The organism is Streptomyces sp. NPDC093149, assembly GCF_044754145.1.
Taxonomy (GTDB): domain Bacteria; phylum Actinomycetota; class Actinomycetes; order Streptomycetales; family Streptomycetaceae; genus Streptomyces.
Window position 1 is genome coordinate 386945 of the sequence record NZ_JBIVON010000002.1, and the last position, 20868, is coordinate 407812.

Consider the following 20868-nt stretch of genomic DNA (forward strand, 5'->3'; position numbering starts at 1 on the left):
GCCGGCATCGGCTGCCGCACCGGCCCCGGCACCGAAACCGGCCCCGGCACCGAAACCGGCCCCGGCACCGAAACCGGCGCCGGGGCCGGGGCCGGTGTCAGCCCCGGCGCGGGCCCGCCGCGCCGCGCCGCAGCCGGCGCGCCAGATCCGCGGCCACCGCCATGGCCTGCTCGTAGATGTAGAAGTGGCCGCCCGGCAGCTCGTTGAGTCCCTGGAACGCGTCCGCCCGGTCCGCCCAGGCGCCCATGGCGCCCCCGCCCAGGAGCGGGTCCGAGGCCCCGCCGTAGGCCACCACCGGGCAGTCGACCCGCGCACGGTCGTCCGTGTATCCGTTGACCACGGTGAAGTCGGCACGCAGCGTGGGGAGTACGAGGTCGAGCAGCTCACGGTTCCCGGTGACCTCCGGCGGCAGGCCCCCGAACTCCTCGACCCGGGCCAGGAATTCCCCGTCGGAGAGCTGGGCGACGGGCACCGGGCTCGGCCGGTGAGCGCCCCCCTCCCATCCGGAGACCGCGAGCAGAGCGGGGGCGGGCGCACCGTCCTTCTGCAGGGCGAGGGTCAGCCGGTAGGCGATCAGCGCGCCCATGCTGTGCCCGAAGAACGCGAAGCGACGTCCGTCGAGGTCGTCCTCCAAGGCCTCGTAGACGGCCTCGACGAGGTCGTCCAGATCGGTGAACGCCGGTGTGGCGCGGCGGTTCTGCCGGCCGGGCAGCTGGACCGCCGCGACCTCCACGTCGTCGGGCAGCATCTGCGCCCAGCGGGCGTACGTCGCGGCCGACCCGCCCGCGTGGTGGAACACGTACAGCCGGCACGCCGCGTCGGGCCGTGCCCGGCCGGTGTGGAACCAAGCGGCGCCGAGCCCCGCGTTCTCCTGGACCATCTGCCCCTCCCGCGCTTGTGCCGCGACGGACGGGGGCCTTGCCGCCACCGCCGCCTCGCGTCCGTACCATTCGACGCTAGGCAGCGGGCAGTGGCCGGAACAATTACCTGGCAGGTAATCGACACCCTCTCCGCCGCGCGCGGAAGGTGGGAGGACTTGTACTGGTTCGAGCGTGGGGAAGAGCGCTGTGGACGACGCCAACACCGCACCACCGAAAGCGGGCCGCGCCACCGCCGAGGGAACCGGCTCCCTGGCGCTGCCGGTGATCCTGGCCGGCACCTTCATGGTCGTACTCGACTTCTTCATCGTGAACGTCGCGATCCCCGCGGTGCAGAGCGAACTCGGCGCGAGTACGGCCCAGGTCCAGCTGATCGTGGCCGGATACGGGCTGGCGTACGCCTGTGGCCTGATCACGGCGGGACGGCTGGGTGACATCTTCGGCCGGCGCCGTCTGTACGTCATCGGGCTGCTGCTGTTCACGGCGGCCTCGCTGGTGTGCGGGATCGCGCCCGACGCACCGGTGCTGGTGCTCGCCAGGGTCGCCCAGGGCATCGGGGCCGCGGTGCTCTCGCCGCAGGTGCTGACCATTCTCGGGGTCACGTACACCGGCGCCTCGCGCGCTCGGGCGTTCACGGCGTACGGCCTGGTCCTGGCCTCGGCCTCGGTCGGCGGCCAGCTGATAGGCGGGGCGCTGATCCAGGCCGATGTCGCCGGGCTGGGCTGGCGCAGCTGCTTCCTGATCAATGTGCCGATCGGGGCCGCCGCTCTGCTGCTGACCCCGAAGCTGATCTCGGAGTCACGCGCGGAGGGGGCCAGCCGGCTCGACATCCCCGGGACGGTGCTGGTCACCCTGGGGCTGGTGGCCGTGGTGCTGCCGCTGGTCGAAGGCCGGGAGGCGGGCTGGCCGGCCTGGACCTGGGTGTGCCTGATCCTCGCCGTGCCGTTCCTCGGGGCCTTCCTGCTGCATCAGCGGCGGCTGTCGGCGAGCGGCGGCTCGCCCCTGCTGGATCCGGGGCTCTTCCGTCAGCGTGCGTTCACCGTCGGACTGCTCGCGGTGATCGTCTTCTATTCGGGGATGGCCTCGTTCTTCCTCGTCCTCGCGCTGTATCTGCAGCAGGGCCGCGGCCTGAGCGCACTGGACTCCGGCCTCACCTTCACGGTCATGGGCGTCGGGTTCTTCGTCACGTCCGTCTCCGGGCGACGGCTCGGCGCCTGGCTGGGACGACAGGCCCTGGCCCTCGGCGGCGTGCTCATCGCGGTCGGCCAGCTGCTGCTCTTCCTCACGGTGTCCCGCATCGGCGTCGAGGGGAACATCTGGCTGCTCGCCCCGGCCCTGCTGCTCGACGGAGCGGGGATGGGAATGGTGATGGCGCCGCTCAACTCGACCGTCCTGGCCGGTATTCCGCCCCGCCTGGCCGGTGCGGCCTCCGGGGTTCTGACCACGATGATGCAGGTGGGCAACGCGCTGGGCGTCGCGCTGATCGGCATCATCTACTACGGCAGCGTCGACGCCGCCCCGGCGAGCGCGGCGGACGGGCTGGACGCCGGGCTGGTGTACCTGGCCGCCCTCGCGCTCGTCCTGGTCGTCGCCATCCAGCTGCTGCCGGGAAAGCCCGCGCCGACGAAGCCTGCCGAGCGCACGGGGGTCGAGGAGACCGTCTGAGCGCACGGCGGTCGAGAAGACCTTCCGGGCCCGCACCGTCCGCACCCGGATCCCGGGCCTGCCGAGCGCACCCGGACCCGGAACCGTTGAGCGCACCCGCGGTCGCGGGTGCGCTCAACGGCCGGTCGGCAGCAGGGGACAGCCCTCCGGGACCGCCGCGCGCAGATGTTCGCTCCAGTGGTGGGAGTGGAGCGTGGCGGCCGTGTGCGTGTCGGCGGGATAGAACGTCTCTATGGTCAGCTCGGCCAGTGTGGCGTCGGCGGGCGCCACGAAGGCGGTCACGGCACTGAAGAATCTCAACTCGGTCCCGAGCGCCCGGATGTGCAGCGGAATCGCGACGCGGTGGGCTTCCGCGGGATCGGGGATGCTCGGCTCCGACTCCAGCAGACCCGACGGGTAGCGGTAGGCGCGGACCTCCTCGTACAGGGCACCGAGCCGCTCGTCGTTGGTGAACGCGACATCGCGCCTCAGCCGGGCGAGCAGATGCCGGCGCCACTCGGCGAAGTTGGTGATCCGCCGCGCCATACCCATCGGATGCAGCCCGAGCCGCACGACGTTGACGGGCGGCAGCAGCAGCTCCTCGGCGACACCGTCCAGCAGCGCCATCGCCGACCTGTTGGCGCGGCACATGTCCGAAACGGTGTCGAAGACCAGGGCGGGGTACGGCTCGTGGCCGGTGAGGAGCCGCTCGACGGCCTCATTGGCTCGATCCATGTGGGACTCACCGATCGGAGTCTCCTCATAGGCTGGCGCATATCCGGCGGCCATGATCAAACCGTTGCGCTGACGCACGGGCACGTCCAACTGGTCGCAGAGCCGCAGCAGCAGTTCGCGACTCGGCCTGGCGCGCCCCGTCTCTATGAAGCTCAGATGACGGCTGGATGTCTCCGCCAGCAGGGCGAGCGCCATTTGACTCAGATTGCGTCGGTGGCGCCACTCCCGGAGCATGGGGCCGATTCGATTGGGCTTCGTGTGTCCGCTGGCCATCGTGTGTCCGCGCATTTGTCCATGGTAGGCAGCCGGACTTCGCCCTTCCCGGCCCGGCCGTGAGCTGTAATAAACTTTGGCCGGAATGATGCGCCCATGGCCGCAGGGCTTTTAATCGCCCGACCCGGTGTTGTCCTCCTCGTAAATAAACGGCGAATCGGCGATAAGAATCCGGACTGTCCTGATCTCGGACGTGTGGCGTCGTGCCCGTCCAGTATTCGGATGGGTCAGTCGACCGTCAGGGCCGTATCAGTGCGCCCTGCAAGAATCGCCGACGGGCCGAGTCGCGCAGCTTTCGGCCACTTCCGTGTTTCCGCAGCCTTTGTCTCCGCAGCGTCGAGCATCCAGCACCTCGGAAGGAAGACGTCGAATCGTGGAATCTCCCACAGGGACCTTCGGACAAGTCGCCACGAGTGGTTCGCGACCGCCCCGACCCGTGTTCCTCAGCTACGACTCGTATATCGCCGGACATGAGGTGCCAGCGGAAAGACACGTCTACACGGTGAAGACGTCGTCGATTCTTGACGACGTGTTCAGGAGTCTGACACTCAAGCGGAAACTGGAGCGTGGTAAAGCCGATCCCGCGGACGCGGCGGACTTTGTCGTGGGACGCTGCGCGCTGGCCGACGACCGCACGGTCGAAGAGGCGTCCCGCGAAGCGGCCGCGGCGGCTCCGGTGTGGGCACGGTTTCCGCTGGAACGACGTCTCGCGCTGGGCCGGGGAATCCGCGAACGGCTGCTCCGCCACCACCTGGAGTTCGTCGATCTGCTCATCGCCGAAGGAAACCCCAGGGCGCTCGCCGAATGGCAGGTGGCCGGTCTGCTGGAGATCTTCAGCGAGGAGACCCTCGGCTGGTGCGCCCGGCAGATGGAGCAGAGCATCGAGCACGCCGGCCGCCGGATGACCGTACGGCGCGTGGCGGACGGCGTGGTCGCCGTCAACCCGCCGCAGAACGCTCCCGCCAGCAGCGCCCTGTTCGGGATCACCCCGCTGATCGCCGGCAACGCCGTGGTCGTACGGGCCCCGCGCAGCGCACCGCTCGGCGTCATGTACGCGATGCGTGAGCTGGTCGCCCCGGCGCTCGACGACATCGGCGCGCCCCCCGGCACGCTCAACGTCTTCTGCTCCCGCCCCGGACCGGCCATCAAGAGCTGGCTGGAGAGCCCGCACATCAACGACATCTTCTACACCGGGGGCGTGACCACCGGCCTGGAGCTGGAACGGGACTGCGTCGCGCACGGCAAGAAGCCCGTCCTCGAACTCGCGGGCAACGACGCCGTGCTGATCTGGCACGACGCCGATCTGGAGGCCGCCTGCGAGGCACTCGTCGAGTGCTTCTTCGGCTCGGGGCAGATCTGCATGGTGCCCAACCAGGTGATCGTGCACCCCGCCGTCGCCGAGCAACTGCTGGAACGCCTGCGGCTGACCGCGTCACTGATCCGTCCGGGACTGCCCGAGGACCCCGGCGCGCTGCTCTCCCCCGTACTGCGCAGCGAGCGCTTCTACGCCTACGTCCAGGACGCACTGGACAAGGGCGCCACCATGATCCACGGCGCCCGCCGGATGGAGACCGACGGCACGCCCTCCGACACGGGCCTCTTCCTGGAACCGACCGTCCTGCGGGTGGACGGCCTCGAACACTGCCGGGACATCGAGGCTGTCGCCGAGGAGACGTTCTTCCCGCTGTTGCCGGTCATCGTGCCCGAGCAGGCCCCCGACGGCGAACTGCTCGACCGGATGCTCGCCTATGTCAACAGCAACCCCTACGGGCTGCGCAACTCGCTGTGGACCAGGGACGAGGCCGTCGCCGACCGCTTCGTGAACGAGGTCTCCAACGGCGGTCTGCTCAAGGTCAACGACTCGCACATCGGGTTCCTGCCCTATCTGCCGACGCACGGCGGCACCGGGCGTACCGGCGGCGCCTTCGGCGAGGCCAACTACCCGATGCTGCGCACCACTCATCTGCAGGGCGTCTCCCGCGCCACCGGGGTGAGGCCGCGCGAGGCGGTGTTCGGGGCCTACGCCGAGCTCGCCGGGATGCGTCCCGGACCGCTGCCGACCGCCACGCCGGAAAACAACTCTGAGGAGCAGTAATGCAGTTCATGCAAGCCGACCGCGATACCTGTGACGCGCTGCTGCCCGGCCTGCTGGACCGGTTGGCCGAAGTCCCCTTCGCCGAACTGGAGTCCGGCGACAGCCCCGCCGTCGGGATCTTCCGCGACCACGGCGGATCCAATCTGCTGGTGCCCGCCGCGTTCGGCGGGGCGGACGCCACCGCGCTCCAGGCGGCCCGGGTGGTGCGCGCCCTGGGTGCCGCGGCTCCTTCCCTCTCCGTGGCGACGGCCATGCACCACTTCTCGATCGGCACGCTCTTCGGTGTCGCCGACACCTTCGCGGACGGCACGGACCTCGACGAGCTGCTGCTGAAGCGGGTCTCCCAGGAACGCCTGCTGGTGGCCTCGGCCTTCGCCGAGGGACGCACCGAACAGGGAATCCTCAGCCCCACCATGGAGGCCCGGCCGGTGGACGGCGGATATCTGCTGACCGGCTCCAAGAAACCGTGCAGCCTGTCGAAGTCCATGGACCTGATCACCGCGAGCGTCGGGATGCGCCGGCCGGACGGCTCGGTCGACATGGGCTTCCTGATCCTGCCCGCCGACACCCCCGGCATCAGCGTGCACCCCTTCTGGAAGACCAGCGCGCTGCAGGGCACCGAGAGCAACGAGGTGCGTCTGACCGATGTGTTCGTGACCGATCGCCAGATCCTTCAGCCACCGGCCGAACTGGCCGAGGACCTCAGCGAGCTCCAGGAGGTCGGCCTGATCTGGTTCCAGATGATCGTGTGCGCCGCCTACACCGGCATGGCCAGCTCCCTGGTCGACCGGGTGCTCAAGCGCGGACGGGGCTCCGCCGCCGACCGCGGGGCGCTCGCCGTCGGCATCGAGACCGCGGCCGCGCTCACCGAGGGACTGGCCCGGCGCGTCATGGACGGCGACACCGACAACGACGGGCTCGCGGCCGCGCTGGTCACCCGCTTCGGTGTGCAGAAGCTGATCGCCGAGATCACCTCACAGGCCGTCGAGATGCTCGGTGGCATGGCCTTCATCTCCTCCTCCGACATCGCGTACCTCGCCGCGGCGACCCACGCGATCGCCTTCCACCCGCCGTCGCGCACCAGCACCGTCGACGGCCTGCTCGACTACTACGCCGGCCAGCCGCTGGTCGTGGCATGACACCGGGAGCGTCCACGATGACCACCACGTACACCGACACCGCGCCGGCCCCCGCCAAGGACCCGTACGCCGACCTCGTCACCCGCTACCGCCGCTTCCTGAGCAAGGGCCGCGCCTCGCTCGGCGAGATGTTCGGCGGCGATGTGGAGGTCGCCGCCGAGGGCCCCTGGATCCACACCGCGTCCGGGAGCCGCATCCTCAACTGCGGCGGATACGGCGTCTTCCTGATGGGCGCCCGGCACCCCCGGGTCGTCGCCGAGGTGACCCGGCAGCTCAACACCAACCCGGTCGCCACCCGGCTGCTCCTCGAACCCGCCGTCGTCGACGCGGCCGAGGCACTGATCGACGTCGTTCCCGCCGGGCTGCAGAAGGTGCACTTCGCGGGATCCGGTGCGGAGGCGGTGGAAGGCGCCATCAAGCTGGCGCGCGCCCAGGGCCGCGGCCGTCTGATCTCCATGGACCTCGGCTACCACGGCAAGACCATGGGAGCCCTCAGCCTCACCGCGAAGGACGTCTTCCAGGAGCCGTTCCGGCCGTTGCTCCCGCAGGTCTCGCACGTGCCGTACGGCGACGCCGCCGCCCTGGAGGCCGAGCTGGCGCGCTTCCCCGGAGAGGGCTGCGTCATCGTCGAGCCGGTGCAGGGCGAGGCCGGTGTGATCGTGCCGCCCGAGGGCTATCTGCGGGACGTCGCCCGGCTCTGCCGCGAGTACGGCGCGCTCTTCGTGCTCGACGAGATCCAGACCGGACTCGGCCGCCTCGGCACCTGGTGGGGCGCCGACCGGGAGGGCGTCGTGCCGGACATCCTCCTGGTGGGCAAGGGACTGGCCGGCGGTGTGGTGCCGGTCTCGGCGCTGGTCGCGACCCCTCAGGTGTTCCGGCCCTTCGACAAGGACCCGTTCATCCACACCTCGACCTTCTCCGGCAACCCGCTCGCGATGGCCGCCGCCCGCGGGGCGCTCGCCGCCATCAAGGAGGACTCCCTGGTCGAACGGTCCGACGAGCTGGGGCGGCTGCTGCTGACCGAGCTGGAGCGGATCGCCCGCGAGGTGCTCGGCCACCGGCTGCTCGAAGTGCGCGGGGCGGGCCTGCTCATCGGCCTGGAGTTCACCGTGCCCGGACTGGCAGGGGACCTGCTCCTGGAGCTGATCGGCGCCGGTGTCCTCGCCAACCACTCGCTCAACTCCTCCACCGTCATGCGGCTGACCCCACCGGCGGTGCTCAGCCAGGACGACGTGCAGTTCCTCCTCGACGCCTTCGAGAAGGCCGCCCGCGCCGTCCTCGCCTGAGCCACCGGACCGTACGGCCGCCCCTCCCCCTCCGACAACTGGAGCAGAATCACCGTGAGAAGCATTCACCTCCTGGTGGCCCTGGACACCGAGAACCCCTCGGCGGCCTTCGAGACCATCGCGGACTTCACCCGCTTCGCGGACATCGCGGAGGACATCCACGTCGTCGAGACCCACCGGCCCACCGCCCCCGACGCACCCCGCGACAGCGACTGGGAGGTCAACTTCCGGCGCGGCATCATGCGCTGGAACGAGGCGGAGATCCTCGATCCGGAGAAGCTGAGGATCGAATTCGACCAGACCGACGGCGACTTCGAGGAATTCCGCGGCAGCTGGCAGCTCACCCCGGCCGGCTCCGGCATCGAGGTCCGCTTCGAGGTCACCTACGACTTCGGCATCGAGAGCCTCGTGGGAATCATGGACCCCATCGCCGAACGCGTGATCAAGCGGGCCATCTGCTCCGTGCTCGAAGGGCTCTTCGGTTCCATCACGGTGCTGGAGGGCGGCGAGGCGCTCACCGATCTGCCCGGTCCCGCTCCGGAGCCGGCCCACTCGCTCTCCGCCCGAGGAGGCGCCTGATGGATGCGCTGAACCGCTTCGACACCAAGGCCACCTACCGGCTGATCCGGCTCGAATACCTCTTCGCCCTCGGTGTCAGCTTCTACTTCTTCTTCCGGCACCTGGGCGACATCCGCTGGTGGCCCTTCGCCCTGCTCTTCGTCTACATCGACCTGATCGGCTACATCCCCGGCGCCATCGCCTATCACCGCAGCAGGACCAAGCGGATACCGAAGGCGTACTACGTGCTGTACAACACCATGCACAGCATGGCGACCCAGGGCGTCGTCGCCCTGCTGTGGATCCTGCTCATCGGCAACGAGTGGGCGCTGCTCGCCCTCCCCATCCATCTGTGCGGCGACCGGGCCCTGTTCGGCAACTTCCTGAAGCCGTTCGGCGTCAGCTTCGAGCCCGTCGTCCATCCGCAGTTCGCCGCGCTGGAAGCGGCCGTGGAGCAGGGACCGGGAAGGCCCCCGGCCTCCGCCCCCGCCCCGGCTCCCGCCCGCCAGTCCGCCACCTCATGAGCTCGCCGATCGGCACGGCGCACCGGCCGGTCGTCGAGACCACGGTGTGGAGTGCGGCCCGGCGGTTCCCCACCGGGGTGTCGGTGGTGACCGTGGGCAGCGGGGACGCGGTGCACGGCAGCACGGTCAGCGCGTTCTCCTTCGTCTCCCACGAACCTCCGCTGATCTCCGTCTGCCTGCAGAACGACAGCTCGCTGCTCCCGCGCATCACGCAGCACCGCGACTTCACCGTCAATGTGCTCGCCGCCCACCAGTCCGCGCTGGCCCGGCACTTCGCCAGCCGCTCCAAGAGCCCGGGACGCGCCCAGTTCCAAGGGGTGCAGTGGACGCCGGGCGAGGGCGGTGTGCCGAAGCTGCGGTCCGCCCTGAGCTGGCTGCACTGCCGGGTGCACGAATGCGTTCCGGCCGGGGACCACATGGTCGTACTGGCCACCGTGACGGCCTGCGCGGCCGAGGGCGGCGGAGCCCCACTGCTGTACTTCGCCGGGCATCTTCACCCCGGTCACATCCGGATCGAGGAGGAAACCACATGACCACGCAGATTCCCGCCGAGGCGGACTGGGACCAGGCCCCGGGGCTGCTCGAAGGCGCCATGGACCTGGAGCTCACCGCGGCGGACTGCAACCTCCGCTACTGGCTGCAGGCCGTACCGCAGGGCACCCTGCGCGGCAGGCCGGACGGACACGACCCCGCGCTCACCGTGGCCCCGTACATGCTGGAGGGGCCGTTCTTCGAGGCCATCACCCAGGAGTACGCCTTCCGGGCACTGGCCGAGGAGAAGGCCACCCGGGTGCTGTCGTACCTGGTCCCGATCGCGCCGGACAACGACACCATGGAGTTCTACGCCACCCAGGTGCTGGACGAGTGCCGGCACGCCATGGTCTTCCGCAACCACCTGCTGGCGCTGGGCATCGCCCCCGAGCGGCTGGTCGAGGCCGTCGACACCTTCGCCTCGCCGTACAAGGACAGCGTGCTGGGGCCGCTGGAGCAGCGCAGCCTGGAAATCATGCGTGACGACCGCGACTTCATCGGCGGCGTCGTGATGATGACCATCATCCTGGAGGGCGCCCTGGCCCCCGCCGCCGAACTGAGCGAGCGCAAGTGGCGTCCCCTCGACCCGGCGGCGGCGGAGATCGACAAGGGCGCCGGCATCGACGAGATCCGTCATCTGACGGTCGGGGCGGACATCGCGCGCCGCCACCTGGTCGACCACCCGCAGGACAAGGACCGGGTCGTCGAACTCATCCGCCGCGGCATGGACATGTGGGAGGAGCTCCCCACCCACGACATGGTGCACTGGCGCGAGGAGAGGTTCCAGGAGGGGCTGCGCCGCCACGGTGACGTGGTGGGCGACTACGAGATCTGGCCGGGCCGGCGGCTGATCGACACCACCCCGCAGGAGCGGCAGGACACCGCCGACCAGTGGTCCGACGACATGAAGGCCAAGCGCCTGAAGTACATGGGGCTGGAAGAGGCCCTCGCATGACGGGCCCGGCCGCGGCCGGGCGGCCGACCGGACCGGCCGCGGTGCTGTGCGGGCTCGGCGCCTGGCTGCCGCCCCGGGTGGTGACCAACGAGGAGCTCGTCGCCCGGCTGGACACCTCGGACGAGTGGATCCGGACCCGTACCGGCATCCGGCAGCGTCATGTGATCGAGCCCGGGATGTCGACCGGTTCGCTCGCCGTCGAGGCCGGGGCCAGGGCCCTGAAGTCGGCGCAGCAGGAATCCGTCGGCGCGGTGGTCCTCGCCACCACCACCCCGGACCGCCCCTGCCCGGCGACCGCCCCGGAGGTGGCCGCGCGGCTCGGTCTGGACGGCGTCCCGGCCTTCGACATCGGGGCCGTCTGCGCCGGATTCGTCTACGCACTGGCGACCGGGGCGGGCCTGATCGCCTCCGGTGCCGCGGACGACGTCCTGGTGATCGGCGCGGACGCCTACTCGACACTGCTCGACCCCCGGGACCGCACCACCGGTCCGATCTTCGGGGACGGTGCCGGAGCCGTCGTACTGCGCCGCGGCGAGGCGGACGAGCCCGGCGCGCTCGGCGGGTTCGACCTGGGCACCGACGGGCACCTCTCCGATCTGATCGAGGTACCGGCCGGAGGTTCGCGCCAGCGGGGCAGCGGCCTGCCGGCCGGGCCCCGTGGCCACTACTTCGCCATGCAGGGCAAGCAGGTGTTCCGGCACGCGGTGCTGCGGATGACCGGCTCCGTGCGCAAGGTCGTCGACCGGGCCGGCTGGACCGTGCGGGACCTCGACCGGCTCGCCGCCCACCAGGCCAACTCCCGCATTCTCGACGCCCTCGCCGAACAGCTCGGGCTGCCGGGCGAACGCGCCCTGTCCAACATCGACCGGGTCGGCAACACCGCGGCGGCGTCCGTCCCGCTGCTGCTCGCCGACTCGGTGGCCGACGGCACCCTGCGTGCCGGCCACTCGGTGGTGCTCACCTCCTTCGGAGGCGGCCTCGCCTGGGGCTCCACCACGCTGCGCTGGCCGCAGCTGGACGCCGTCTGACGGCAGGCACCGGCACACCGGCACACCGTCACACCACCCGTCCCACCCCCCATGCGTACTAAGGAGACAGAGATGCCCAGCGTTCTCGACCGGATCACCGAGGTTCTCGTCAGCCGGTTCGGAGTCGAGCCGGAGGAGGTCACCGAGGACACCACGATGCGCGATCTCGACCTGGACTCGCTGGCCCTGGTCGAATTCGCCCTGGTCGCCGGCGGTGAGTTCGGCATACAGATCGACGACGAGGAGGTCGGCGCCGAATCATCGGTCAAGGACCTGATCGCCCTCGTCGACAGCAAGAGCGCCGTGCTGTGATCTCTGACCGCGACAGCGCCGGGGCCCGTGACATCGCGGTCACCGGCCTCGGCCTGGCGACTCCCGCGGGCATCGGGGTGGCGGAGAACTGGACGCGGGTCCTGGACGCCGAACCGACCGCGGCCCGCGATGCCGCTCTGGCGGGGCTGCCGGTCGACTTCAGCTGCCGCGCCGCCGACTTCGACCCGGTGGCCCACTTCGGCAAGCGGCGGGCCTGGCGGCTCGACCGCTATGTGCAACTGGCCCTGATCGCCGCTGCGGAGGCCGTCCACGAGAGCGGGCTCGACCCCGCCGACTGGGACGGGGCCCGGGTCGGTGTGGTCCTCGGCAACGCCCTCGGCGGCACCGCCACCTTCGAGCAGCAGGTCCGCACCCTCGACCGGCAGGGAGCGGCCTCCGTCTCGCCGATGCTGGTGCCGATGTCCGCGGTCAACATGGTGTCCGGTTACGCGGCCATGGAGTTCGGCGCCCTCGGTCCCAACCTGGTCACCGCCACGGCATGCGCCTCGGGCGCCACCGCCATCGGCACGGCGCGGGACCTGCTGCGGTCCGGCACCTGCGACGTGGTGATCACGGGCGGCACCGAGGCGAGCCTGACCCCGACGGTACTGACCGGATTCGCCCGGATGGGAGCACTCTCCAGACGGAGCGACGATCCGGCCGCGGCCTCCCGCCCGTTCGACACCGACCGGGACGGATTCGTGGCGGCGGAGGGCGCGGGGGTGCTGGTGCTGGAGCGGGAGGCCGACGCCCGCGCCCGCGGCGCCCGGGTAAGGGCCCGGCTGAGCGGGTACGGGGCGTCGGCCGACGCCCATCACGCCACCGCCCCCGACCCCGAGGGGCGCGGCGCCGAACGCGCGATCCGCACGGCTCTGCGCGACGCGGGGGTGGCCCCGGACGAGGTCGACCACGTGAACGCGCACGGCACCTCGACCCCGCTCAACGACCTCACCGAGGCCCGGGTGCTGAAACGGGTGTTCGGGACGCGCCCCGCCGTGACCTCGTCCAAGGGCGTGACCGGGCACTCGCTCGGCGCCGCGGGAGCCATCGAGGCGGCGCTCACCGTCCTCGCCCTGGAACACGGGACCGTGCCGCCCACCGCCAACCTCGACAGCGTCGACCCCGCCATCGAGGTCGACATCGTGGCGAAGGCGCCCCGGGCCCTGCCGATCGGAGTCGCGCTGAGCAACTCCTTCGGATTCGGGGGACAGAACGCCGTGCTCGTGTTCACCGCGGCCTGACCGCGGCGCCATTCGGCTCGACATGAAGGAGAACGCTCATGCCCGCCCGACAGGACTCGCTGACCATCTCGCCGACAGGCTCCTTCGAGGAGCTGTCCGAACAGGTCAAGCAGGCCGGGCTCATGGATCCCCGGAAGGACTACTTCACCTTCAAGATAATCTCCAACCTCGTGCTGTTCGGGGCCTGCTGGGTGGCCCTGTTCTGGTTCGGGGACACCTGGTGGCAGTTGGTGACGGCGGTCGTGCTGGGACTGGCCTTCGTCCAGACCGGCTTCATCGCGCACGACACGGGCCACAAGCAGATCAGCAAGGCCAAGGTGCCGTCCGAGGTGCTGGGCGCCATCCACATGAATCTGCTGATGGGCACCGCGTACGGCTGGTGGATCAACCACCACAACCGGCACCACAGCAACCCCAACAACCTCGACCGCGACCCGGACACGATGCGCCGTCAGGTCATCTTCGACGTGGACGAGATGCCGGCGAAGGCGACGAGCGGCTTCAGGCGGTTCGTCATCCGCTTCCAGTCGGTGATGTTCTTCGTGCTGCTGGGGCAGGAGGCCTGGCGGCTGCACGCGTCCGGCTTCAAGGCGGCGCGCGCGGGCGGGCTGCGCCGGCCCGTCCTGGAACTCGGGCTGATCGGGGTGCACGCCGTGGTCTGCCTGGCCGCCGTGTTCACCGTGCTGTCACCACTGACCGGCGTGGTGTTCGTGCTCCTCAACCAGGCGGTGTTCGGCCTGTATCTGGGAGCCGTCTTCGCCCCGAACCACAAGGGCATGGTCGTCTACCGCAGCGATGTCCAGCTCGACTGGCTCCACCGCCAGGTCCTGACGTCGCGGAACATCCGGTCCAGCCGGCTGACCGACTTCATGTACGGGGGGCTGAACTACCAGATCGAGCATCATCTGTTCCCCGCCATGCCCCGTGTCAATCTTCGGCATGTGCGGCCGATGGTCATCGACTACTGTGCGGAGCACTCCATCCCGTACCGCGAGGTGTCGGTCTGGGCGTCGTACCGCGAGGTGGCCGCCTTCCTCGGGAAGGTGAGCGACGAGGCCCGCAACGGCGCGGAACCGCAGGCTGCGTGAGTGTCACGGCCGGGTCCGACGGTGCCGGACCGCGCGTCGCCGCGCGGCATCGGGTGCCGCCGGGCCCGCGCGCCGGATGGTACGCGGACGCTCGGCCGTACCGGCCGACGCACAGGTATTCTTGGCTGTTTTTTTGCACACCGCGCCGAGAATGGGTTTTATCACGACCCCGGTGCGGCGTCAATTACTGAGTGGGTAATGGACTTTGCCAATTGCCCTCCTGCACAGTTGGTCGAGCGAGGGGCATGCTCGATATCCATTCGACGAGTGACGGCCCTTCCCGACGGTCAACGGACGATTGGACGCGGGGGGATTCGTGACATTCAGGGTTCTTGGCTCAGTTGGAATAACAAGCGGAACCGGCCTGACCGCTTTACGGGGTGCCCGTCAGTGCACACTGCTCGCGCTGCTGCTCCTGAAGGCGGGTGAGCCGGTGACCAAGGAGCAGTTCTTCGAGGAGCTGTGGGAGGAAGGAATACCGAGTCAGCCCGGAAACGCATTACAGGCCCAGGTGGCCCGGCTGCGGAAGGTGCTCCGTGCGGAGCTCGGCGACGAGTTCGTCTGCCGGCGGCTCATCACCCGCCCGTCCAGCTACGTGCTGGACGTCGATCCGCTGGAGGTGGACGTCCATCTCTTCGGCTCCCTGACGAAACAGGCACGCGGGCTGATGCGGAATGATCCCGTCGCCGCGAGGGAGCTGTTCGACCGGGCCCTGTCGCTCTGGCACGGCGCACCGCTGGAGGGTGTCACGGGCGGCCCGATCTGCCAGAGCGCCGCCGCCCAGTTCGAGGAGAACCGGCTCTCGGCCGTGGAAACACGGATACAGCTCGACATCGCGATCGACGGATACGCGCAGGCCGTGAGCGAGTTGAAGATGCTCGCCTACCTCGCCCCCTGGCGGGAGCGGCTGTTCGAGCTGTTGATGGTGTGCCTCTACCGGCTCGGCCGTCAGGCCGAGGCCATACAGACCTACAACCAGTTGCGCAGCCGCCTGGTCGAGGAGTTCGGGATGGAGCCCTCGCCGAGCGTCAAGAGCTGCATGATGGCGATCCTCAACCAGGACCCGGCGCTGGGCGGCGCCGAACGGCTCGTGGTGGCACGTACCCCGCTGTGCAGTACCGCCGTCGCGTCCTGACCCGACGCCCCGGCACACCGCTCCCTGCTCCACGCACCCCGGAAAGCGATTGTCGATGACGGAGGAATTTCTCGTGACGAAGCCCGACCGGACCACTTCGCCGGATGCGCCTACGACGGAACTCGACGATGTGCGCGATCTGATTCTGCGCTACCCCGGTGTCGCCCGTGCGCGACTGGAGCGGACGGCCGCGGGCCGGCTGACCGCGCGCATCCAGGGCTGGGACAACGCGAATGACCTCTCACCGGCCGGGCCGCTGAGCGAGCTCGCCGAGATAAATCCGCACGAAACGCGTTTTCTCTACGACGAGATTTTTTCCGCCGAATCCTACTTGCAGGGCGGTATCACTCTCCGCGAGGACGCCGTCGTCTTCGATGTGGGTGCGAATATCGGAATGTTCAGCCTCTTCGTCGGTGCCCGCTGCCCCTCGGCCCGCGTTTTCGCCTACGAACCGGTGCCCGACGTCTTCGACGTGCTGCGCAGCAACGTCGAGCGGCACGGCGTCTCCGCGCGGCTGCTGCCCTTCGGGCTGTCCGACCGGGAGCAGGAGATCGTCTTCAACTTCTATCCGGGCATCTCGATCATGTCGTGCCGCAGTGACTACGCGGACCTGGACAACGAGGTCGACCTGATCAAGCAGTACGTCGCGAACACCCGGGAGACCGGCGCCACCGGCCGGGACGACCACCTGGCCCAGGTGGAGGCCCTGGTCGCCAAGGACTTCGAACTCACCGAGCGACGCTGCCGGCTGAGGGCGCTCTCCGACGTGATCGAGGAGACCGGAGTGGAGCGCATCGATCTGCTGAAGATCGATGTGCAGCGGGCGGAACTGGACGTCCTGCGGGGTGTCGACGAGCGTCACTGGTCCCGGATCCAGCAGATCAGCATGGAGGTCCACGACGAGAAGGGCACCCCGACCGAAGGCCGGGTGCAGCTCGTGACGGACCTGCTGACCGCGAACGGTTTCCGGGCCGCCGTGGCCGAGGAGGACCTGCTGCGCGGCACCGGCCGGTACGCCGTGCAGGCGGTTCGCCCCGAGTACGCGGACGATCCCCGGCCGGTGGTGGCCTCGGCCGATTCCGGCAAGCCGCGCCTCGATCCCCGGGCCGTCCTCGACTGGCTGGCCGAGCAGCGCCCCGCCGGGCCGGTTCCGGACGAGATCGTGCTGGTCGACGGCCTGCCGCCGCAGGACTGAACGACCCGCCCCGGGCCGACGCCCGGACATCGCACAGGGGCCTGCCGGACCGGATCCGGCGGGCCCCCGCTCGTCATGCCCGCACTGCGCCGGGCCTGTTCGCAGTGTCCGCAGCCCGTCGGGCCCGCGGTCGGCAGCCCGTCGTCCGTCGTCGCCCGCACCGCCGGGTGCCGGACGGGACACGGTGCGCACGGCGCGGAAGGCCCCCGGGACCGGTGGGTCCCGGGGGCCTTCCGGACGGCGAGGGGCGACCGTCGGGCGGTGGTTCTTCAGGCGGAGGCCCCTTCGGGCACCGTGGCCAGCAGCGCGTCCAGCTCCGTCAGCGCCAGGTCCGCCGCAGCAGCGGCGGCGGCGCTGTCCGGGTCGCCGGCCAGGCCGAAGAAGGTGTTCAGCAGCTGGCCCTCGGCGGCTTCCAACTGCTCCGGTGTCGGTCCCATGACAAGCTCCCGGGTCTCGGATCGGGTCGGACGGATGTGGCCGCCTCAGACGGCGTTGGCCGCCTTGAAGATGTGAAGGAGCCCGCTCAGCCGGGCCTCGCCCTGGAAGGCCACGTACTCCGGCAGCACCAGCGGCGCCCACTTCTGCTTGTAGGCCAGCTGCGTCTGAGCCGGGTACACGGCCGCGCCATTGGCCAGCAGCCACCGCATGAACCAGGCGAACCCCTTGCTGGCGCCCGGCACTTCGTACTCCTCGTCCAGCCCGGTGAACGGGGTGAACCCGAAGTGCAGCCAGTCGGCGCCCTCGGAGACGAAGGTGTCGATGGCCGTCCGGTTGATGGCCTCCATGATGCCCGGCACCTTGTCCGGAAGCCGGCGGCTGAGGTCGTGCAGCCAGCCGCTGCGGCTGCCGTGGGCGGGGGAGTAGGAGATGTACCCGACGGGCTTGCCGTCGATCCGGCCCACGAACAGACGGCGCAGCGCCTGCGCCTCGCCGCCCAGTTCACCCACCAGGAACTCCAGCGGCTTGGCGTGCTCGCCCTTGCTGCCCAGCCAGGCGCGGTCGACCTCGGCCACCGCCTCCGCACAGTCCGCCAGAGGGCTCTCCGTCACGGTGAGCCCGGCCCGGAACGAACGGGCGATCTTGTTCCGCAGCTGCATGAAGCGCGTGCCGCGCAGGCTGAAGTCGGCCAGATCGATGGCGTACGACGCGCCCACCTGGTTCACGGTGAAGCCGTGCTCGGTGTACAGGCCGGTCTCCGCCTGCTGGAGCTGGACCGACACGACCGTACGATCCTGCGCGGCGGCGAACTCCAGAAAGCCCTTGAGCAGCCGGCCCGCGGCGTCCGGGGGAGAGAAGGGGCCGCCGAACTGCACCAGATAAGGGCCGGAGGTCCGGTACACGATCACTCCGGGCAGACCCGGCAGCGAGAAGCGGGAATTACCGCTGCTGAGGGCCAGGAACGCGCTGGGATTGTCGCTGAACTCCGCCACGGCGCGGAGCGTGTTGTCGAAGTCGATGCTGTCTGCTGTGACACTGGAAGTCATCCTGCACGCCCCACGAGAATAGACGGGTAATGCGGTCTGCCGCCGCGCAGCGGGAAGTCAGACAGATCCGGCCCTGCTCCTGATGGAGTGCAGGGCCGGATCCATTGCTGCGTGCTGCGGAGAGGGCAGGATTCGAACCTGCGTGGACCTTTGCGGGCCCGACCTTGCTTGCGCGCGGTCCCCGATAAACCACTCCGGGCACCTCTCCGTGTTCCCGGTCCGGTTTCCCGTCCCGTTCACATTGAAGAGTCTGCCAGAGGGTCCTGACATGGCCCTGACGTCCCGCTGATGGTGCGCCGGCCCGGTCCGCCCCGGCCCGGCGCACCCTCACATGCGCCGCAGGCCCGCGTACTGGAGCGCCCCCATGGCCGCCACCACCAGGCCCTGGAACACGATCCATCCGTTGCCGATGCCCGTCGCGCTCAGCGAGTCCATGGCGACCGTCGCGACGCTGAGCACGGCCCAGGCCACGTTCATGGTGATGATGACCGAGACCGCGCCGCGGTTGATGTTCTCCTGGCGGGAGACGACCAGCACCCACAGGGCGTACACGGTGAGGAACACGCCCACCGGGTACTGCACCGCGAGGCGCACTCCCAGGAACGAGTCCAGGACCGTGGCGAGTGCGAGGTAGCCGATGCCGTTCGCACCGGTGAGGACCACGTCCGCCACGAGGGCGAACCGCAGGAGGCTGTCGGAACGGGCGGCACCCGTCGCCGGGACCGTACCCGCGTTCTGGGACGACGTCATGAGGTCTTCCTTTCGTTGTCGTGCTGCTGATCCGGAGGTGTGTGCAGGGTGGAGCCGGCCGTGCCCCCGGCGTCGGGGAGCACCGGGGTGGGTGAACCGAGGAGGACCCGGGTCTCGGTGTTCGCCGGAAGGAACGATTCGAGTGCGATGCCGCTCAGCGGACCGCAGGGGAGATCGGAGAACAGGGTGCCGGGGCGCTCCCCGAACGAGGTGACGATGTGGAAGAAGGTCAGGAGGCGGCCGTCCCGGTTCAGTTCGATGGGGAGAAGCAGCCGGTCCGCCTCGCCGGAATCAGTGAATTCAGATCCCTCGGAGTCGGATAATTCCGTGCCCCGCGCCTCCGGAAGACCTTCTATGGACGCTTCCAATTCGCGCAGGCGGGCGTCCCCGGTGATTTCGCTCCAGCGCCGGAGCATGCGTATGACGTGGTGACGAACCTGGGCGAGATTGGTCAGGTGAGGTGCCAGTCCATCCGGGTGAAGAATGATGCGGAGGAAATTGGCGGGTGCCAGGAGATGGCCCGGGACGTCGCTCATCAGCATTTCCATCGTGTGATTGAGAGCCACGATGTTCCAGCAGCTGTCGGTGACCATGGCCGGATACGGTTCATGACCGGTCAGCACCTTCTCCAGAACCGGGCGGACGTCATCCGGCAGCGGAGGCACGCTGTCGTACCAGCGCAGCCTTCCCGCCGCGCTCGCACGGGCGACGAGTTGCTGTCGGTGCGCGGGCGGCAGCCCGAGCGCCTGGGCGATGTGGAGAACCGTCTCGGCGTCGGGGGTCTGCTCGCAGGCCTCGATCCGCCTCAGGTGGTTCAGGGAAAAACCGGCCCGCTCGGCAAGCATCTGCTTGCTGAGCGATTTCTGGCGCCGCAGGTCACGCAGAAGCAGCCCCAGGACGCCGTCGTCTTCGGAGGAACGCATGCCCATACGGGGACGGTAATGACCGGCGCGCGGCCATCTCAATTACCTCTCAGGTAATCGTCGTCCGCTCGGTCGCGGGAGTTCGGACCCGCTCGGCGGCACGGGCTCCGGTTCCCTGCTCCTTCGCCGGATCGCGCCGCCTCGCACCGTCGTGGCTGGGGCCGGAACAGGCGGGAGCCGGCCCGTTCGCGGTGATGGGCTCGCGAGTCCGTACCGGGCCCGTCCGCCGCAGCCGGAAAGCGGCCGGAAAGCAGCCGGAATGCGGCTGGAAATCGGCCGGGGAACAGCAGAAAAAGGGAAGCCGCGAAAGCGGCTCCCCTTCAGCCGTCGCCGATGACGTGGCCGGCGGCCGGTCGGCGGGCCGCGAGCGCCCTGAGGTCCCGCCGGCCGTCGGTACGGGCTGCCGCGCGCGGCGCGGTAACTCGCTCGCCGCACCCGGCCGGCCGATGCTGTGATGGGGTCATGACCGCCCCGACCAGGCCACAGCACGAGATCCGCGCCCAGTACACGGACACGACCATCACCGTCTACCAGGCGTACGCCCCGCACATCGGCCGTCCCGCCGCGCGCGACGGGCGCTTCCCCGACGTCTGGAAGCGCGACCGCATGACATGGATCAAGCCGAGCTTCCTGTGGATGATGTACCGCTGCGGCTGGGCCACGAAGGAGGGTCAGGAGACCGTCCTGGCCGTCGAGATCACTCGCGAGGGCTTCGATTGGGCCCTGGCCGGCTCCGAACTGTCCCACTACGTGCGGGGGGTCCACCCCGACCGGGCCGCCTGGCAGCGCAGCCTGCGCCGGAGCCCGGCCCGAGTCCAGTGGGACCCCGAGCGCGATCTCCGCCTGAACCGGCTCCCGTACCGCTCCCTCCAGCTCGGGCTCTCCGGCGAGGCGGCGCGGCGTTACGCGGACGAGTGGACGGTGTCCATCACCGACGTCACCCCGCTCGCCCGGCGCATCCATGAACGGGTGTCGGCCGGGCGGCTCGACGACGCGGCGGAACTCCTGCCGCCCGAGTCGCCCTATCCGTCGGCCGACGCCCCGCTCCCCGGGGCTGCCGTGATCTGACCCGTGACCCCGGCAGAAGAGTTAAT

Annotated in this window: 21 protein-coding genes and 1 tRNA gene; 15 read left to right on the plus strand and 7 right to left on the minus strand. The window is 69.9% G+C overall.

The features are described 5' to 3' along the window. Positions 1–97: 97 nt before the first annotated feature. Positions 98–880 (minus strand): thioesterase II family protein, encoded by a 783-nt coding sequence (locus ACIQCZ_RS08295; protein ID WP_402280690.1) that lies wholly within the window; start codon positions 878–880, stop codon positions 98–100. A 172-nt stretch (positions 881–1052) separates the two neighbouring features. Here ACIQCZ_RS08295 and ACIQCZ_RS08300 point away from each other — a divergent pair, with 172 nt between their 5' ends. After that, positions 1053–2543, plus strand: coding sequence for an MFS transporter (locus ACIQCZ_RS08300; RefSeq protein ID WP_402280692.1), 1491 nt, complete (start codon positions 1053–1055; stop codon positions 2541–2543). Positions 2544–2657: 114 nt separating this feature from the next. On the opposite strand, the gene ACIQCZ_RS08305 is transcribed toward ACIQCZ_RS08300, so the two are convergent. Beyond that, positions 2658–3545, minus strand: coding sequence for a helix-turn-helix domain-containing protein (locus ACIQCZ_RS08305; RefSeq protein WP_402280694.1), 888 nt, complete (start codon positions 3543–3545; stop codon positions 2658–2660). Positions 3546–4059: 514 nt separating this feature from the next. Between ACIQCZ_RS08305 and ACIQCZ_RS08310 the strand changes: the two genes are divergently transcribed. The 13 genes from ACIQCZ_RS08310 to ACIQCZ_RS08370 all read left to right on the plus strand — a co-directional run bounded on the left by ACIQCZ_RS08310 (position 4060) and on the right by ACIQCZ_RS08370 (position 16617). Continuing rightward, positions 4060–5625, plus strand: coding sequence for an aldehyde dehydrogenase family protein (locus ACIQCZ_RS08310; RefSeq protein ID WP_402280696.1), 1566 nt, complete (start codon positions 4060–4062; stop codon positions 5623–5625). Continuing rightward, positions 5625–6764, plus strand: a complete 1140-nt coding sequence (locus ACIQCZ_RS08315) for an acyl-CoA dehydrogenase (protein ID WP_402280698.1) — start codon at positions 5625–5627, stop codon at positions 6762–6764. Before ACIQCZ_RS08310 ends, ACIQCZ_RS08315 begins: the two co-directional genes overlap by 1 nt. Before the next feature lie 17 nt (positions 6765–6781). Then, entirely contained in the window at positions 6782–8050 is a 1269-nt protein-coding gene (locus tag ACIQCZ_RS08320) for an aspartate aminotransferase family protein (protein ID WP_376209636.1), read from the plus strand. A 54-nt stretch (positions 8051–8104) separates the two neighbouring features. Next, positions 8105–8629: a type II toxin-antitoxin system RatA family toxin gene (locus ACIQCZ_RS08325; RefSeq protein ID WP_376209634.1), complete on the plus strand. Its 525-nt coding sequence runs from the start codon at positions 8105–8107 to the stop codon at positions 8627–8629. After that, the gene (locus ACIQCZ_RS08330; protein ID WP_402280700.1) at positions 8629–9132 is read left to right on the plus strand and encodes a hypothetical protein; all 504 of its coding nucleotides are present in this window, start codon (positions 8629–8631) and stop codon (positions 9130–9132) included. Before ACIQCZ_RS08325 ends, ACIQCZ_RS08330 begins: the two co-directional genes overlap by 1 nt. Further along, positions 9129–9665 (plus strand): flavin reductase family protein, encoded by a 537-nt coding sequence (locus ACIQCZ_RS08335; RefSeq protein ID WP_402280701.1) that lies wholly within the window; start codon positions 9129–9131, stop codon positions 9663–9665. The genes ACIQCZ_RS08330 and ACIQCZ_RS08335 overlap by 4 nt, the downstream gene beginning before the upstream one ends. After that, complete coding sequence (locus ACIQCZ_RS08340; RefSeq protein WP_351080483.1) at positions 9662–10618, plus strand: VlmB-like protein; 957 nt, start codon at positions 9662–9664, stop codon at positions 10616–10618. The genes ACIQCZ_RS08335 and ACIQCZ_RS08340 overlap by 4 nt, the downstream gene beginning before the upstream one ends. After that, entirely contained in the window at positions 10615–11646 is a 1032-nt protein-coding gene (locus ACIQCZ_RS08345) for a beta-ketoacyl-ACP synthase III (protein WP_402280703.1), read from the plus strand. Before ACIQCZ_RS08340 ends, ACIQCZ_RS08345 begins: the two co-directional genes overlap by 4 nt. Positions 11647–11718: 72 nt before the next feature. Continuing rightward, complete coding sequence (locus ACIQCZ_RS08350; RefSeq protein ID WP_376270152.1) at positions 11719–11958, plus strand: acyl carrier protein; 240 nt, start codon at positions 11719–11721, stop codon at positions 11956–11958. Beyond that, positions 11955–13199 (plus strand): beta-ketoacyl-[acyl-carrier-protein] synthase family protein, encoded by a 1245-nt coding sequence (locus ACIQCZ_RS08355; protein WP_402280704.1) that lies wholly within the window; start codon positions 11955–11957, stop codon positions 13197–13199. Before ACIQCZ_RS08350 ends, ACIQCZ_RS08355 begins: the two co-directional genes overlap by 4 nt. Before the next feature lie 38 nt (positions 13200–13237). Then, the gene (locus ACIQCZ_RS08360) at positions 13238–14287 is read left to right on the plus strand and encodes a fatty acid desaturase family protein (protein WP_376288998.1); all 1050 of its coding nucleotides are present in this window, start codon (positions 13238–13240) and stop codon (positions 14285–14287) included. A 316-nt stretch (positions 14288–14603) separates the two neighbouring features. Then, positions 14604–15422, plus strand: coding sequence for a BTAD domain-containing putative transcriptional regulator (locus ACIQCZ_RS08365; RefSeq protein ID WP_402280705.1), 819 nt, complete (start codon positions 14604–14606; stop codon positions 15420–15422). A 73-nt stretch (positions 15423–15495) separates the two neighbouring features. Beyond that, positions 15496–16617, plus strand: coding sequence for an FkbM family methyltransferase (locus ACIQCZ_RS08370; RefSeq protein WP_402280706.1), 1122 nt, complete (start codon positions 15496–15498; stop codon positions 16615–16617). Positions 16618–16886: 269 nt separating this feature from the next. Here the strand turns inward: ACIQCZ_RS08370 and ACIQCZ_RS08375 are convergent, their stop codons facing one another. The 5 genes from ACIQCZ_RS08375 to ACIQCZ_RS08395 form a co-directional block, all read right to left on the minus strand. Beyond that, positions 16887–17054, minus strand: coding sequence for an ABC transporter ATP-binding protein (locus tag ACIQCZ_RS08375; protein WP_376270144.1), 168 nt, complete (start codon positions 17052–17054; stop codon positions 16887–16889). Positions 17055–17099: 45 nt separating this feature from the next. Continuing rightward, a complete protein-coding gene (locus ACIQCZ_RS08380) occupies positions 17100–18101 on the minus strand; it encodes a bifunctional lysylphosphatidylglycerol flippase/synthetase MprF (RefSeq protein ID WP_402280708.1) in 1002 nt (333 codons plus the stop codon). Between the two features lie 117 nt (positions 18102–18218). Continuing rightward, a tRNA-OTHER gene (locus ACIQCZ_RS08385) sits at positions 18219–18309 on the minus strand. Positions 18310–18428: 119 nt separating this feature from the next. Then, a complete protein-coding gene (locus ACIQCZ_RS08390) occupies positions 18429–18851 on the minus strand; it encodes a hypothetical protein (RefSeq protein ID WP_351080467.1) in 423 nt (140 codons plus the stop codon). Next, positions 18848–19780 (minus strand): helix-turn-helix domain-containing protein, encoded by a 933-nt coding sequence (locus tag ACIQCZ_RS08395; RefSeq protein ID WP_402280710.1) that lies wholly within the window; start codon positions 19778–19780, stop codon positions 18848–18850. The genes ACIQCZ_RS08390 and ACIQCZ_RS08395 overlap by 4 nt, the downstream gene beginning before the upstream one ends. Positions 19781–20236: 456 nt before the next feature. Between ACIQCZ_RS08395 and ACIQCZ_RS08400 the strand changes: the two genes are divergently transcribed. Beyond that, the gene (locus tag ACIQCZ_RS08400; protein WP_402280712.1) at positions 20237–20842 is read left to right on the plus strand and encodes a DUF4291 domain-containing protein; all 606 of its coding nucleotides are present in this window, start codon (positions 20237–20239) and stop codon (positions 20840–20842) included. Positions 20843–20868: the final 26 nt, after the last annotated feature.

Excerpts from the sequence above, each read along its gene's own strand:
- ACIQCZ_RS08375 (WP_376270144.1), bottom strand. The coding sequence starts at position 17,054 with ATGGGACCGACACCGGAGCAGTTGGAAGCCGCCGAGGGCCAGCTGCTG.
- ACIQCZ_RS08305 (WP_402280694.1), bottom strand. The coding sequence starts at position 3,545 with ATGCGCGGACACACGATGGCCAGCGGACACACGAAGCCCAATCGAATC.
- ACIQCZ_RS08320 (WP_376209636.1), top strand. The coding sequence starts at position 6,782 with ATGACCACCACGTACACCGACACCGCGCCGGCCCCCGCCAAGGACCCG.
- ACIQCZ_RS08360 (WP_376288998.1), top strand. The coding sequence starts at position 13,238 with ATGCCCGCCCGACAGGACTCGCTGACCATCTCGCCGACAGGCTCCTTC.
- ACIQCZ_RS08295 (WP_402280690.1), bottom strand. The coding sequence starts at position 880 with ATGGTCCAGGAGAACGCGGGGCTCGGCGCCGCTTGGTTCCACACCGGC.
- ACIQCZ_RS08340 (WP_351080483.1), top strand. The coding sequence starts at position 9,662 with ATGACCACGCAGATTCCCGCCGAGGCGGACTGGGACCAGGCCCCGGGG.
- ACIQCZ_RS08390 (WP_351080467.1), bottom strand. The coding sequence starts at position 18,851 with ATGACGTCGTCCCAGAACGCGGGTACGGTCCCGGCGACGGGTGCCGCC.
- ACIQCZ_RS08315 (WP_402280698.1), top strand. The coding sequence starts at position 5,625 with ATGCAGTTCATGCAAGCCGACCGCGATACCTGTGACGCGCTGCTGCCC.
- ACIQCZ_RS08345 (WP_402280703.1), top strand. The coding sequence starts at position 10,615 with ATGACGGGCCCGGCCGCGGCCGGGCGGCCGACCGGACCGGCCGCGGTG.
- ACIQCZ_RS08395 (WP_402280710.1), bottom strand. The coding sequence starts at position 19,780 with ATGGGCATGCGTTCCTCCGAAGACGACGGCGTCCTGGGGCTGCTTCTG.
- ACIQCZ_RS08330 (WP_402280700.1), top strand. The coding sequence starts at position 8,629 with ATGGATGCGCTGAACCGCTTCGACACCAAGGCCACCTACCGGCTGATC.
- ACIQCZ_RS08400 (WP_402280712.1), top strand. The coding sequence starts at position 20,237 with ATGACCGCCCCGACCAGGCCACAGCACGAGATCCGCGCCCAGTACACG.
- ACIQCZ_RS08380 (WP_402280708.1), bottom strand. The coding sequence starts at position 18,101 with ATGACTTCCAGTGTCACAGCAGACAGCATCGACTTCGACAACACGCTC.
- ACIQCZ_RS08350 (WP_376270152.1), top strand. The coding sequence starts at position 11,719 with ATGCCCAGCGTTCTCGACCGGATCACCGAGGTTCTCGTCAGCCGGTTC.
- ACIQCZ_RS08335 (WP_402280701.1), top strand. The coding sequence starts at position 9,129 with ATGAGCTCGCCGATCGGCACGGCGCACCGGCCGGTCGTCGAGACCACG.